The sequence below is a fragment of the Actinoplanes sp. NPDC048791 genome, from assembly GCF_040650095.1.
Taxonomy (GTDB): domain Bacteria; phylum Actinomycetota; class Actinomycetes; order Mycobacteriales; family Micromonosporaceae; genus Actinoplanes.
Genome location: NZ_JBEZGQ010000011.1, coordinates 19,379 through 32,612, shown reverse-complemented (window position 1 = coordinate 32,612; position 13,234 = coordinate 19,379). Strand labels below are relative to the sequence as shown.

Sequence of the window (13,234 nt, the reverse complement as noted above, 5' to 3'; positions counted from 1 at the left end):
GGCGGTTGCGGGGCCCGGTGCCGGCGGGCCGGCGGCGGGCACTGGTGGTACGGCGTTCGCCGGAGCGAACGTCACGCTCTGTCATGAACTACTCCTCATCTGAGGTACGCGGATACGCGTCGGCGCGGCTGCGGAAGATCGACGACAGCCCGTGCGCCGGAAAGAAAGAAACAGGGGGCCGGTGTCTGAAACTCGGCCGATTTGGGATTCCCAGGGGCGGGTAGTGCCGCCTACGTCCAGGTCCCGACTGCGCTAAAGGTAGCGTGCCCCGGCCACTGCCACAAGCATCGTCTCAGGTGCGGGCCGGCTGAGCCGTGGCCTTCATCACCTTCTCAGGCCCGGTTTCCCCCTGCGCTGACTGTCGTAACCACCGGCGGCGCCGGATTGTTCCGCCGGGAAGGCGGTCCGCCGCATCCACCGGGCCCTCCCCCGGCGAAGCATCAGTCGTAACAGCAGTCACGACCCGCCTGCTCAAGGACAAGAGCGGCTTCGACCACAACTCGAAGGACTTCGACATCCTGACCGCGGCCGTGCTGGCCGTGCTGAAGGCCAAGCCGAACTCCCCCGTCAAGGTGCTCACCCGCACCCGCGGCACCAGCCGGCCCAGGTCTGGCTGAAGGACGCCGACACCAACGACCGCAACCCGCGCGTCGTCGTCTTCAACATCAACGCCGGTAACCGGCAGCTCGCACACGCCATCGACCGCGTGCTGCGCCCCGTCAACCTGCCCTGACGCCTGCGACGGAGGCCCCGTCGAGCTGCCCTGTGCAGCTCGGCGGGGCCTTCTGCGTCAGCGGCCGTCGATCTCGACACCGCGGTCGCTGTGCTGCGGCGCTCGTGGTTCCGGCACCGGCGGCCGTTCCAGCAGCAGGATCCACAGCCGGTCGGCGTCCGGGGTGCGGATCCCGAACGCCCGGATGAACAGGTCCAGGGTGTCGTTGGTCAGGCGGTCGTGAGTCAGCGCGCGGCGCACCCGGTCGCGGAGCTCGCGGTGGTGCACGCCCTCCGGGCGGTCCAGTTCAGCCGTCCGGGCCAGCACCTTGGCCACCGCGCTGAAGTTGATCTGCTCGCCGTGCGCGCGGCTCACCGACCGCAGCCAGACGTACCGGTACGGGCCTTCCAGCAGGCGGCGCAGCTCGGCTGTGCAGCGCCCCTGCCGCCCCGACCCGCCCCCCGTCACGAACCGTTCCCCCGATCCTCGTGCGCCATAGCTGCGCCAGAGCGTCCCTAAGTTCTCTCTCTGCAGCTAACGAACGCATAGACGAAGGGTTCCGTGCCGGTCCCATGACCACCCCCACCACGAGCACCGGTTCGTACGCCGACCGGTACCTGTGCTCGGCCGTGCACCTCTCCGACGGGTTCGCCGGCTACGTGCTCGGCGTCCTCACCGGTGACTCGCTGGACGCCCTCGGGCCCAGCCCGGGGATGGACCTGGTGGCGCTGGCCCGGCACGCCGAGCTCGCCGTGACCCGGCACCGCCGGCAGCACGGCCTGCTCGCCGCGGTGCTGGCAGGCACGCCGGCCGTGGCCCTGCCGGTGCTGGTGGCCGGCGGCGAGGCGGCGGTGCCCCTGCTGATCATGGTGCTGCTGGGCGGCTGGATCGCCGGTTTCACGGTGCTGCTGGTGCATCGCCTCGACGGATACCGCCGGGCGCTGGCCGTACGGGACGATCCGGCCCAGCCCCGGGACCTGGCGCCGCCGCTGGACGGGGCGACGGAGGCGTACCTGGCCTCGGTGATGACCTCGAACGTGGTGGTCTTCTCCGGCGGGGAGCCGTTCGTCGGCTCCGGCGCCCTGCTGGCCCGCTGGAAGCTCAACATCAACTGCACCCGGCCCGCCCGGGCGGGCACGGCCGTCCGCCCGTTCACCGCCGCCGACCTGCACAAGGACCTGACGCTGGCGGCCCGGCGCACCGGCATTCCGGGGCTGGACGTGCACAACCGGCTGTTCGTGGCCGGCACCGCGGCGGGCACCGTACCGGGGCTGCATCCCGACCCGATGAACCGCCCGCGGACGACCGTGAGCTCAGCCGCGTTGCGCGCCGGGATCGACCAGCCGCAGCCGACCACCCGCACGTACCTGTGTCTGCGCAAGGTCTCTTGGGGCGGTGACCTGGTCGTCGAGGTGTTCGTCCGGGTCGAGCGGACGGCCGCGTACCTGTTCGTCGAGCATCACGCCTTCGTGCTGCTGCCGTTGCGGGCCGAGCTGTGCGTCGCGGCGTACCTGCCCAGCAACGTGGCCTGGCGGGTGGTGCTGCGCTCGGTGACCGGCACGCTGCGGGAGCTGCTGCGCAGCCCCGGTGCTCTGCTGCGCGACGCGCGCGGCACGGCCCGCCGGGCGCGAGCCGCCAACCGGCAGCGCAGGCAGGCCCGGCGCAGCCCGATCTACGACTACGGCGCCGGCGGCGGGCTACGCGAGGACGCCGCCAGCCCGGAGCGAATCGGCCTCTTCCAGTATGCCGACGAGGACCGTGACCTGGGCATCCTGCGCCAGGCGATGCTGGAGTCGATCTTCGACTTCCTGAGCGCGCACGGGATCGACACCTCCGAGTTCACCCGGCAGCAGACCAGCATCGTCAACCAGAGCATCAGCATCGGCTCGATCACCAACGGCAACACCGTGATCGGCGCGAACGGCACCGTCGTGCAGCAGCCGTCCGCCGCCGTACCGGGTCAGCCCACCGCGGCGCCGTGGGCGCCCGCGGCCATCCCGTAGCGAGGAGCCCGAGATGAACGTCGAGATCAAGCACATCAGCGGCGGCACCCAGGTCATCGGCCCGAACGGCACGGTGCACCAGTACGGCACCCCCGCCGACCAGCTGACCGCCGCGATCGCCGCGTTGTTCGAGGTCGTCAACCGCAACCGCGCCGAGCTGGCCGAGCCCGAACGGGTCAAGGCGGCCGCGCTGGCCCTGCGCGCCGAGGCCGGGGAACCGCGGCCCCGCAAGGACCGCCTGCTCGCGCTGCTGCGGGACCTGTCCGTCGGCGCCGGTGAGGTCGGTGCCGTGGTCGGCGCTGCCCAGGGCATCGCCGAGATCGCCCAGACCCTGTCCTGAGCACCACCCGAGCCCGGAGGAAGTCATGTCCGAACAGGGAATCCTGTTGCCGTTCTACCTGGTCGTCGACGTCTCGTACTCGATGGCCGGCCGCAACATCGACGCCGCCAACGAGATCCTGCCGTCGGTGGCCGACGCGCTGGCCAAGAACCCGATCCTGGCCGACAAGATCCGTTTCGGCCTGCTCGACTTCTCCGACGACGCCCAGGTCGTCCTGCCGCTGTCCGACATGAGCGGACAGGACTACCTGCCGAAACTGGTCGTGCGGGGCGGCACCGACTACGGCGCGGCGTTCCGGCTGCTGCGCAGTCAGTTGCAGCAGGACATCGGTCAGTTGCGGGCCGACGGCTTCAAGGTTCACCGGCCGGCGGTCTTCTTCCTCAGCGACGGCGAGCCGATGGACGGCTGGCAGAACGACTTCGCGGCGCTGACCACGTACGACAAGGAGACCGGCCAGGGTTTCAAGTGGTACCCGGTGCTCGTGCCCTGCGGCGTCGCCGATGCCAGCAAGGAAACGATGCGCCAGCTCGTGCACCCGCCCGGCAAGAGCAAGCTCTACACGATGACCTCGGGCGCGGACGCGGCCGCGGCGATCAAGGCGATGGCCGAGATCCTGATCTCGTCGGTGCTGTCCTCGGGGCAGAGCGCGGTGGACGGCAACTCGGGCTTCGTCCTGCCGGACAAGAGCCAGCTCCCGCCGACCATCGACGTCGACGACGACTGGCTGAGCTGACCGTGACCATCGAATCCGACGTCGACCTCGCGCTGCGGGACCCGCGGGCGGTCGTCGATCCACCCGCGACCATCGGCGATCCCGGCCGGGCCCACGCCGAGGTCCGCCCGCTGCTGCGTACCGACCCCGCCCACCCGCCGGACACCACGGTCGATCACGGCTCGGTCGGTGACCTGGAGATCCGCGCGGCGAGCGTCCGCGGCCTGTCGCACCGCCAGAACGGCATCCCGCGTCAGGACGCCTACGGCTTCGCGGTCACGGCCGGCCAGGACTGGCTGGTCGCGGTGGTCGCCGACGGCGTCTCGGCCGGTCACCTGTCCCACGAGGCGGCCTCCTTCGTGGCGCGCCGCGGTCCGCGCGAGGTCGTGCGCCGCCTCGACCACGGTACGGAGGCCGCCGAGCTCCCGTGGCACGAGATCTTCACCGGCCTGGCCGCCACGATCCTCACCGAGGGCACCCGCAGCCTGCGCCGTTACGACCCAGAGCGGTACGCCGCTGACGCTCCCACCGAGACGGACGTAGCCGCGGCGATGGCGACGACCGCCACTTTCCTGGTCTGCGAGACCGGCCACCAGCGGCACGGCCTGCGGCACGTCTACGTGGCGTGGACCGGCGACTCCCCCGCCTGGGCGATCGCGCCGGACGGCGCCTGGACCAGCCTGTCCGCCGTCAAGGGCGAGGGCGAGGAGGTCGGCAGCTCCCGGGTCGTGGCGTTGCCGAAGGTGCCCCGGGACCCCGGCGGGTTGCCGTACCAGGAACACATGCTGGACCACCGGTCCACCCTGCTGCTGATGACCGACGGCACCGGCGACCCGATCGCCGAGGCCCGCGGCGAGGTCGCCGCGCAGCTCGCCGAGTGGTGGCAGCGGCCGCCGGCCCCGCTGGCCTTCGCCGACCAGGTCGGCTTCGGCCGGCGCAGCTACGACGACGACCGCACGGTCGTGGCGATCTGGCCGGCGAGTCCGCAGGAACCACGATGAGCCCAGCCGGGCCGGGCGCCGCCACCCGTCGCCGGGGTTCGGTCCCGGTGTCGGCGCTGGGCCCGATGACCCGGCTGAACTCCGGGGCGAACGGCACGATCCACCGGCTCGACGACTTCCAGCTGGTGGACGAGCCGGGTGAGCTGGTCTTCAAGGAGTACAACCTGAGCGTCGTCCGGGCGTCGCTGGGTGGCCTGGAGAAGCTGGTCGACGTCCGGCGCAGCCTGGCCGCCCAGCGCCGGGCCGTGCTGGACGAGATGACCGTGTGGCCGCTGTGCGCGGTCGCCGGTCCGGCCGACGAACCGCTGGGCGTGCTGATGAAGCTGATCCCCCGCGGCTACTTCGAGCAGATGGCCCTGCCGTCCGGCCGCCGCGACCAGGTGCCCCGCGAGGTCCAGCACCTGATCTTCGAGGCGGCGGTGGCCCGGCGCCGCGAGGTCGACGTGCCGGCCGACGGCGATCCGCTCACCCGGCTGCGCATCTGCGAGCGTTTCTCCTACATCCTGTCGATCCTGCACGGCGCCAACCTCGTTTACGGTGATGTGTCCGCCCGCAATGTCCTCTACCAGCTCCGGCCCCGGCCGGACGTGCTGCTGGTCGACTGTGACGCGGCGCGGGTGCACGGCAGCGCCGCGGTCAACAAGCAGCAGCACAGCCCCGACTGGGATCCGCCGGAACGCTCGGGTGGGCAGAGCTTCACGACCGACCGCTACAAGCTGGCGCTGTTCGTGCTGCGCTGCCTCGTGCCCGGCAAGGGCTCGTCGCTCAACCGGGACTGGCGCAGCGCGTCGGCGGTGCTGGACACCCAGGGTCTGCGGCTGCTGAAGCTGGGCCTCGGCGCCGACCCGGCCCGGCGTCCGCTGGCCCGAGAATGGGTCTTCTACCTGCGCTCCCGGCTCGGCATCGCGGCCATGCCGGTGGTCCCGGCCGCCGTGCCGATCCGGCAGCCGCGCGAGACCGGATGGAGGCGCGGGCCGCATGGCTGGATCCCCGCCTGACCCGTACGCGTGCCGGCTGTGCGACGCCGCCCTCGGCGACACGTGGTGGGAGACGCCGATGGGAGAGCGCGTCTGCCTCCGGCACACCGGCCCGTCCTGCCGGTCCTGTGCGGTGCCCGGCGCGGACGCCGACGGGCTCTGTCCACGCTGCGCGCGTACCGCGGTGGTGACCCAGGACGGGGTGAAGGCGTTGCTGCCGCGGATTCGTACCGGCCTGCACGAGCTCGGCCTGCGCCTGACCACCCCGGTACGGGTCCGCCTGGTCTCCACGGGCGAGATGGTGGCCATGAGCGGAGAGCCGGCCGGCACCGTGACCGGTTGCACGATGTCGATCGACGCGGAGGTCGTGGACCTGGCGATCGTCGCCGGCCTGCCCGCACCGCAGTTCGGTGCCGTGGTGGCGCACGAATGCATGCACGCGTGGATGGTCCAGCGCGGCTTCGGCATCGTGGCACCGCCGATCGCCGAGGGGCTGAGCCAGTTCGCCTCCGACGGCTGGCTGGGACGGCAACGCGACCCGCGGGCCCGGCTGCTGCGCGAGGCGATCGCGCAGGACCCCGACCCTGTCTACGGCGACGGCTTCCGGCAGATCAAGGCCGCCGTACGCCGGCACGGTTTCCTGCCGGTCCTGCGCACGGTCCGCGCCGAGGGCAGGCTCCCGTGACCGGCGCCCGGCCACCCCGGCCCCGCGCGGCCCATCGCCTGGTCGTCTTCACCGTGGACGCCGGCTACTGCGACGACCCGGGCGGACGCCGGCTCGTCGGCGACGCGATCGCGCAGACCATCGCCCGGGTCGACGCCGCACCCGGCGGTGACGACCACGGCTTCGCGGCCGTGGTCTACGGCTCCGACCTGGTACGCGTCATCCCGGTCGGCACCCCGCCACCGTGGGACCTGTGGGTGGCCTGCCCCACCGCGGCCCGCCCGGACGGCGCCACCGTGGCACTCGCCGATCTGGCCGAGCAGTTCCTCGCCCACACCCCCGACGGGCTGCCCGGCGCGGTCGACGTGCTCGCTCTCGTCGCCCCCGGTGCCCACGTGGTCTGCCCCGACGACCTGCGCGTCCTGCTGTCCGCAGTGGACGATCCCGCCGAGCTCGCCGACGAGTGGTGGGCCCGGCTCGCCGAGCTGCGTTCCCGGCGGCGGCACACGGTGCTGCTGCGATGAGCACCCGGACGGTGAACGTCCGCACGGTCCGGACCAGCGCCGGCCCCGGTCTGCCGATGGTCGGTGCCACGCTCGGCTTCCGCCCCCGGCCGGGCGGCGTCGGCACGTACGGATACCAGGTCCTGAGCGTGGACGGCCGGCCGGTTTCCGGGCTGCTGCTGGGCTTCCCGGTGCTCGGAGACCGGCACGCCGCCCACACCGCCGAGCTCTGCCGGCGGCTGGCCTCGTTCACCCACCCGCTGCCGGACGGGCTGGCGGCGGCCGCGGTGTGGCACGGCACGGTGGACCTGCCCGGCCGGCCCGGCACCCACGCGGTGCTCGCCCCGGATCCGTACGCCGAGGGCTATCTGCCGCTGCACGAGGCGCTGACCTCCGGCCTGCTCGCGGCGGAGCCGATGCGTACCCGCTTCGAGCTGGCGTACGCGCTGGCCGCCGCGGCCGGTGACCTGGCCGGCCTCGGCGCGGTGCACGGCGGGCTGGACGCGTCCACCCTGCTGCTGCACGTCGCCGACCGCCGGGTACGGATCACCGAGGTGGAATCCGCGACGATGGCGTCGGACGCGGGCCACCTGCCGCTGGCCGTCGGGGCGGCCGCCGGCTACCTCGCACCCGAGCTGTACGACGGCGTCGGTGAGCACCCCGAGGCCGCCACCGCCGCCGCCGATCGCTGGTCGCTGGCGGTGGCCCTGCACGAGGTGCTGACCGGGCACCATCCGTACCACTTCCTGCCGGACCTGAGCCCGGGAGTGATCGGCGGCTATCTGCGCAACCGGACCTGGCCGGAGCATCACCTGGCCGGCTCGGCGGCGTTCGCGCACCGCTATGCCGCCGCACTGCGGCTCCTGCCCGCCGAGGTGCACGACCTCTTCGCGCGGACCTTTCAGCAGGGCTGGCAGGACGGCACCGCCCGGCCCGCGGCGGGCGTTTGGGTGCACACCCTCGGCCGGTGGATCGGCGACCCGGTCATCGACGAGTTGCGGGTGGACCGCGGTTACGTGCTGAGCGGCGAGAGCGTCACCGTCTCCTGGCGTACGCGGTTCGCGCACCGGATTCTGCTCGACGGCCGGGACGCGGGACCGGCCAACGGCAGCGTCGCGGTGCCGATCGACCGCCCTCGTCCCGTGGTGCTGCACGCCGTCGGCCCGTTCGGCGTGGCCGAGGCCCGCACCGTGCGGATCGAGGTGCTGCGGGTGCCCCAGCTCGGCGCGGTGCGGGTGCGCTTCCCGCTGTCGTTGCGGTCGGGTGCGGGCGAGCCCGGGGACGCGACTTTCCGTGCGCCCGTACCGCCGCCGGCCCGGCCGCCCTCGGCGATCCCGCTGGCCGAGCGGCCCGCCCTGCCGGATCCCGTCGCCGCCCGGCTGCCCGCGGCCGCGCCGCGGTTCGCCGGCTCCGCACCACCACGCTTCCCGTCGTTCCGGCGCCCACGGAACACCGACCGCTTCAAAATCGAAAGGCCCAACCCATGAACTCACCCTTGATCTGGCTGTCCGGCGCGGATCCCGAGATCCTCCGGAGCTGCCCGTACGGTGAGCGCGTCAAGTACCTCGGCCTCGGCGGCGCCGTGCTCACCACCTCGATGCTGGGCGCGCTGTCCTGTGGCTTCGCCCTGCACATGGCGATGCGGCTGCCGCTGATCGTCTGCGTGGTGCTCGCCCTGGCCTGGGGTGTGGCGATCATGAACCTGGACCGCTGGCTCATCTCGGGCACCCAGCGCCGCGCGACCATCGGGCAGAACCTGATGCTCGCCGCGCCGCGGGTGCTGCTCGGCGTCCTGATCGGCCTGGTCGTGTCGACCCCGCTGACGCTGCGCATCTTCCAGGACGAGATCAACGCCGAACTCCAGGTCATGCAGCGTGAGGCCCAGGACACCTTCGCCCGCAAGCTGGCCACCGACGAGCGGTTCGCCCGCATCCCCCAGCTCACCGAGTCGGTGGCGGCCATGCAGGCCGATCTGGACAAGGGCGGCGACGTCAGCGGCAACCCGGCTGTCGCCAAGGCGCGCGCCGACTACGCCGCGGCCGACAAGGCATACCAGGAAGCAGTGGACCAGGTCATCTGCGAGAACGACGGCAAGTGCGGCACCGGCAAGGCCGGACAGGGCAAGTCGTACCAGCTCAAGAAAGCCAACGAGAACCGGCTCAAGCGGGAACGGGCCGACCGGGCCGAGGCGGTCACCCAGGCCGAGGCGGCCGCGCGCGGTACGCGTACCGGAAGCCTCGGTCAGGTCCGCACGGACCTGGAGGCCACCCGGGCCGAGCTCGCGAAGTCCATCGACGCGCGCGACGCCGCCCAGGCGGAGTTCGCCGCCTCCGAACGCAACAACGAGGGCCTGCTGGCCCGGATGACCGCGATGAGCCGGCTGACCGACGCGAACGCGACGCTGGGCACGGCCCACCTGGTGCTGATCCTGTTCCTGACCGCCTTCGAGGTGCTGCCGGTGCTGTTCAAGATCCTGCTGAGCATCGGCAGCCCGAGCGTCTACGACCGGCTGCGCGAGCGCAAGGACGAGGCCTTCCACGACGTGGCCGCCGACGACCTGCAGGGCGGCCAGGACCTGGCCCTGTACGAGAACCAGGCCCGCCGCACCGCGGAGACCGCCTCGATCGACGCCTTCGTGCAGGAGATCGTGGACGTGCAACGCGAGGTCGCCCAGACGGTCCTGCAGGAGTGGCGCCACCAGCAGCTCAAGGCCGCCCACCAGAACCCGATGCAGTTCGTGATGCCGGCTGACGACGACGACACCCTGGTGCTCGGCGCGGGCCAGAGCGGGCCGTTCGTCAACCCGGCCCCCGCCCCGGCCCCCCGCTCGCCGAACGGCTATTCGGTGCCGACCATCCCGTAGCGAACACGTCACTGCCAGACCGAATCCGCTCTGGTGAGAGTGCTCTTGCCGGTCGATCGCTGCGCGACGGCGTCGTCCGCCGAGATCAGGCTCACGACCGGATGCTTGATCGTGGGCAGCGCGCCGGGCGGGTTCAGGCGGGTTGCCGTCAGCGTCACGTCCAGCACGTCGCCGGGCGCCAGCCGCACCGGAACCCGCCAGCGGGTCTGGTACAGCGAGCCGGTCCGCCGCGTGGCGGTCAGGTCCGCGCCGCCCCGGTACGGCTTGCGGTTCAGCTCGACGGCGGTGATCCGGACACTGGTGATCAGCTGCGGGTCGACGGAGACCGCGAACGCCGACGTGGCCCGGGCCTTGCCCGGTCCCACGCTCCGCAAGGTCACGCGGATCGGGTGGTAATAGCCGAACTGCGCCCGGTCACCCCAGCTGTGCCGGCTCCACGCGCCGTCGAGCTCGATGCCCCACGGGGTCGCCGGCCCGCCGAACGCCGACGGGCGTCCCGGCTGCAGGCGCCGTTCGGCCGGGGCACTCTTCGCGGTCCGGCCGAGCTGGGCGGTCGGCACGGACGGCTGCCGGACGAGATCGTACGGGTACAGCAACGGGTTCGCGGTGCCGACGACAAGCAGCAGCTCCCCTGTGGACGGCACGGCCTGTTCCAGCGTGACCGTGCTGGTGTGCAGGCCGGTCGTGGCACTGGTGACGACGGCACTGGCGGCGGTGACGACCCGGCCGTTGCGGGTGATGACCGGTGCGCTGAGGGGTGCGTAGAGGCGCGGGTCGAACGTCACGCTCAGCTGGGCGCCGGCGGGCAGCTCGACGCCGCGCAGCACCTTCACGGCGAGCTGCCGCGGGCAGACAGCGGGGGCGGCCCCGTCACCGGAGAGCACAGCGACGGGTTGGTCGGCGACCGGCTCCAGCGTCACCTCGCTGCTCGGCGCGGCCGACGCGGGCGATCCCGGCCCGGCCAGGTCGACGACGCCGACCCCCAGCGCGACTCCGGCGACTGTCAGAACCTGGCGGCGCGATACGCAGGGCATCATCAGGTGGCTTCCTTCCTTGTCAGGCATGTCACGCACGGGCGTACCGGACGACCAGATCCGCGAAGGCCCGCGCGACGCCCTCACGCGCCTCGGCCGGCAGATACACCGGCGTCGGGTGCAGGAAGTCGCTGAACGCCTTCAGCCAGAACAGGTCGCGGATCCAGACGGTCGACGAGTCCCCCGGCTCGTAGAACATGCTGTTCGCGGCGGCCTTGGCGAGGTCGGCGTCGGAGTTGAAACGGCGGGCGAAGAAGCTCGCGTACCGGCTGCTCGCGGTGGCCGGGGACGCGTACGCCTGCTTGAAGAGCGTCGACAGCGGAACGTTCGGATCGGCCCGGATCTGCTGACCGAGGACCCACGCGTCGACGTCGGCGATGTAGTCGCTGAGCGAGAGGTAGGAGTTGTCCGCTCTGGTGGCCATTCGGTCGGCGGCGAACGCGTACGCCTGCGAGGCCGGCAGGCCGCTCTGGAACCACTGGCCCAGCACACTCAGCGCGTCGCCACCCCACGTCCCGAAGTCCGCGAGATTGACCTGGCTGCGGTCGCCGGCGATGTCGTGGTTGAGCACCGAGCCCAACGACGCACCGAAGTGGTCGAGGTCGGAGTCCCAGAGATGCCGCGGATCGCGCAGCGGCCGGTCATCGGGCCGGCCCGCGTAGCCCCGCACGAAGTCGATGAAGCCGGCATCGAGCTCCCCGAACACGGTGTCCGACCCGGTGAAGCCGAAATTGTTGGACCGCATCCGCAGCCACTGCGCGACGAGCTCCGGCGCGGACCGCTCGCTGTGCTGCTCGCGCCACTGCCCGGCGCGCGCCTCCAGCCAGATGAGCATGGTGTAGAAGCCGTCGTTCGGGTCCCGCGGCCGGGTGACGCTGTTGACCCCGAGGTCGCGTCCCGAGGCGATGTCGTTGTCGATCTCCAGCTCGCCGGGCGTACCGGCGGCCAGCAGCAGGTTCTTGATCTGGTCGAAGGCCCAGTTCTGCGGCAGCGGAAACCCGAGGTTGCCGCTGAAGCCGGTGGACATGCCGCTGACGAAGCTGCGGCCGGCCAGGCCCGCGGCCTGCAACCGGATGCAGACGTTGCGGCAGCCGTACACGCCGACCGAGTAGTGGTCACCGTCGGCCGCCACGGCATCGCGTACGCCCTGGAAGTGCGGAATCACCGAGCTGCTGATCTCGCCGTCCTGGGCATCGAAGTCGACCGAGAAGTAGATGACCGTCCCGTACGGGATGCCGAATCCGCGGGCGGCCGCGCACGCCGCGGCGCCGGCGCTGCGGCCCTGGCTGTAGGTGAAGTGCTCGACCCCGTCGCCGAACTCCTGGTAGATCGGGAAGAACGACAGCCCGCCCTCGGTGATGAGCGCGATCTCGGAATGGGTCAGCACCTTGTTGGTGCCGCCGGTCAGGTACCGCCCGACGATGGTGTGCCCGCGGTCCTTGACCGTCTTGAGCCGGGCGCTGTTGAACGGCATCATGCAGTCGATCGCATTGCCGAACCTTTCCGGGTCACCGGTCGAGACCAGCAGGGACATCCACGTCTGGTAGTCGCCGGCACCGGTCTCGGCCAGCATGCAGAACCGCTGGAAGACCTTGACGATGCGTTCCATGTCAGCGCTGAACGTGCCGCCCCCGTCGTCCCAGCGGTTGCCGTAGTTGTTGAACGCCAGCGCGCACTGGAACAGGCGGACCCACCCGGTCGGCCCGTTGTCCTGGGAGCCGTTCCGCACTCCGGCCTGCGCTTGCAGACCGGCCCGGGTGCCCGGCCCGATGGCCCCGGTGACCTGGCTGTCGGTCATGCCCAGCTGGTACTGGATCGCGTACACCAGGGCGGTCTGCACGTTGCGGGAGAAGTGCCCGTCACACGGCCCGACGAAGAACTCGCCGCGACCGATGTACGACGCGTTGAGCCAGCGCTGACAGGTCTGGACGGGCTCGCTGCCGTCCTCGCCGGTGAGCACGTACGCGTCCATGTTCAGCAGCGCCTTGAACACCTTGGGCGTGACGTCGCTGACAATCGTGGTGATGGGCAGGCCCATGTCCCGCACGATCGCCGTCAGCCCGGTCTGCGTGTCCACGTCGAAACTGCCGTCGATGGCACCGCCGCTGTAGCCCTTGCAGTAGAGGGCCGCCTCGGCGATGATCCGCATTCTGGTGTTGGAGGAACTGATCCCGACCGGGCCGTGGCTGGAGAGCCGGGCGAACGTCGTCGGCCCGAAACTGTCGGACAGTGTGGTGATGCCGAGCTCGTGCTGCAGGGCCCGGGTCAGCGAGAACATGGTGTCCCAGCCTGTGCTCCCGGTCTCGTCGCACGGGTTGTAGCCCGGCACCGACCCGTACGTCTTGTTGACCCATCTCTGCGCCTGGAGAACCATCTGGTCGACCACGAACGCCCCCGTTTCTTTGTCATTCACGCTCGTGGCGTG

The 13,234-nt window shown here is 71.7% G+C and carries 13 protein-coding genes; 10 read left to right on the top strand and 3 right to left on the bottom strand.

Annotated elements, in window-relative coordinates; all coding sequences use genetic code 11:
* Nucleotides 1-314: 314 nt before the first annotated feature.
* A complete protein-coding gene (locus AB0C29_RS02390; RefSeq protein ID WP_360814174.1) occupies nt 315-617 on the top strand; it encodes a hypothetical protein in 303 nt (100 codons plus the stop codon).
* Between the two features lie 173 nt (nt 618-790).
* Here the strand turns inward: AB0C29_RS02390 and AB0C29_RS02385 are convergent, their stop codons facing one another.
* A complete protein-coding gene (locus tag AB0C29_RS02385; protein ID WP_360814172.1) occupies nt 791-1,180 on the bottom strand; it encodes a hypothetical protein in 390 nt (129 codons plus the stop codon).
* 104 nt (nt 1,181-1,284) lie between these two features.
* Between AB0C29_RS02385 and AB0C29_RS02380 the strand changes: the two genes are divergently transcribed.
* Genes AB0C29_RS02380 through AB0C29_RS02340 form a run of 9 tightly spaced genes read left to right on the top strand, consistent with a single transcriptional unit; the run spans nt 1,285 to nt 9,775 of the window.
* Nucleotides 1,285-2,715 carry a hypothetical protein gene (locus tag AB0C29_RS02380; RefSeq protein WP_360814171.1) on the top strand — a complete coding sequence of 477 codons (1,431 nt, stop codon included), beginning with the start codon at nt 1,285-1,287 and terminating at the stop codon, nt 2,713-2,715.
* A gap of 13 nt (nt 2,716-2,728) precedes the next feature.
* Complete coding sequence (locus tag AB0C29_RS02375; protein WP_360814169.1) at nt 2,729-3,055, top strand: hypothetical protein; 327 nt, start codon at nt 2,729-2,731, stop codon at nt 3,053-3,055.
* A gap of 25 nt (nt 3,056-3,080) precedes the next feature.
* Nucleotides 3,081-3,788, top strand: coding sequence for a VWA domain-containing protein (locus tag AB0C29_RS02370; protein ID WP_360814167.1), 708 nt, complete (start codon nt 3,081-3,083; stop codon nt 3,786-3,788).
* 2 nt (nt 3,789-3,790) lie between these two features.
* The gene (locus AB0C29_RS02365) at nt 3,791-4,768 is read left to right on the top strand and encodes a protein phosphatase 2C domain-containing protein (protein ID WP_360814165.1); all 978 of its coding nucleotides are present in this window, start codon (nt 3,791-3,793) and stop codon (nt 4,766-4,768) included.
* A complete protein-coding gene (locus AB0C29_RS02360) occupies nt 4,765-5,766 on the top strand; it encodes a hypothetical protein (protein ID WP_360814163.1) in 1,002 nt (333 codons plus the stop codon). Before AB0C29_RS02365 ends, AB0C29_RS02360 begins: the two co-directional genes overlap by 4 nt.
* Nucleotides 5,747-6,430 carry a protein DA1 gene (locus tag AB0C29_RS02355; RefSeq protein WP_360814161.1) on the top strand — a complete coding sequence of 228 codons (684 nt, stop codon included), beginning with the start codon at nt 5,747-5,749 and terminating at the stop codon, nt 6,428-6,430. The genes AB0C29_RS02360 and AB0C29_RS02355 overlap by 20 nt, the downstream gene beginning before the upstream one ends.
* Nucleotides 6,427-6,933 (top strand): hypothetical protein, encoded by a 507-nt coding sequence (locus tag AB0C29_RS02350; RefSeq protein ID WP_360814159.1) that lies wholly within the window; start codon nt 6,427-6,429, stop codon nt 6,931-6,933. The genes AB0C29_RS02355 and AB0C29_RS02350 overlap by 4 nt, the downstream gene beginning before the upstream one ends.
* Nucleotides 6,930-8,399, top strand: coding sequence for a hypothetical protein (locus tag AB0C29_RS02345; protein WP_360814157.1), 1,470 nt, complete (start codon nt 6,930-6,932; stop codon nt 8,397-8,399). Before AB0C29_RS02350 ends, AB0C29_RS02345 begins: the two co-directional genes overlap by 4 nt.
* Complete coding sequence (locus AB0C29_RS02340) at nt 8,396-9,775, top strand: DUF4407 domain-containing protein (protein WP_360814155.1); 1,380 nt, start codon at nt 8,396-8,398, stop codon at nt 9,773-9,775. The genes AB0C29_RS02345 and AB0C29_RS02340 overlap by 4 nt, the downstream gene beginning before the upstream one ends.
* 8 nt (nt 9,776-9,783) lie before the next feature.
* Here the strand turns inward: AB0C29_RS02340 and AB0C29_RS02335 are convergent, their stop codons facing one another.
* Nucleotides 9,784-10,848 carry a hypothetical protein gene (locus tag AB0C29_RS02335; RefSeq protein ID WP_360814153.1) on the bottom strand — a complete coding sequence of 355 codons (1,065 nt, stop codon included), beginning with the start codon at nt 10,846-10,848 and terminating at the stop codon, nt 9,784-9,786.
* Complete coding sequence (locus tag AB0C29_RS02330; RefSeq protein ID WP_360814151.1) at nt 10,841-13,222, bottom strand: glycoside hydrolase domain-containing protein; 2,382 nt, start codon at nt 13,220-13,222, stop codon at nt 10,841-10,843. The genes AB0C29_RS02335 and AB0C29_RS02330 overlap by 8 nt, the downstream gene beginning before the upstream one ends.
* Nucleotides 13,223-13,234: the final 12 nt, after the last annotated feature.

Excerpts from the sequence above, each read along its gene's own strand:
- AB0C29_RS02360 (WP_360814163.1), top strand. The coding sequence starts at position 4,765 with ATGAGCCCAGCCGGGCCGGGCGCCGCCACCCGTCGCCGGGGTTCGGTC.
- AB0C29_RS02355 (WP_360814161.1), top strand. The coding sequence starts at position 5,747 with ATGGCTGGATCCCCGCCTGACCCGTACGCGTGCCGGCTGTGCGACGCC.
- AB0C29_RS02380 (WP_360814171.1), top strand. The coding sequence starts at position 1,285 with ATGACCACCCCCACCACGAGCACCGGTTCGTACGCCGACCGGTACCTG.
- AB0C29_RS02345 (WP_360814157.1), top strand. The coding sequence starts at position 6,930 with ATGAGCACCCGGACGGTGAACGTCCGCACGGTCCGGACCAGCGCCGGC.
- AB0C29_RS02375 (WP_360814169.1), top strand. The coding sequence starts at position 2,729 with ATGAACGTCGAGATCAAGCACATCAGCGGCGGCACCCAGGTCATCGGC.
- AB0C29_RS02340 (WP_360814155.1), top strand. The coding sequence starts at position 8,396 with ATGAACTCACCCTTGATCTGGCTGTCCGGCGCGGATCCCGAGATCCTC.
- AB0C29_RS02370 (WP_360814167.1), top strand. The coding sequence starts at position 3,081 with ATGTCCGAACAGGGAATCCTGTTGCCGTTCTACCTGGTCGTCGACGTC.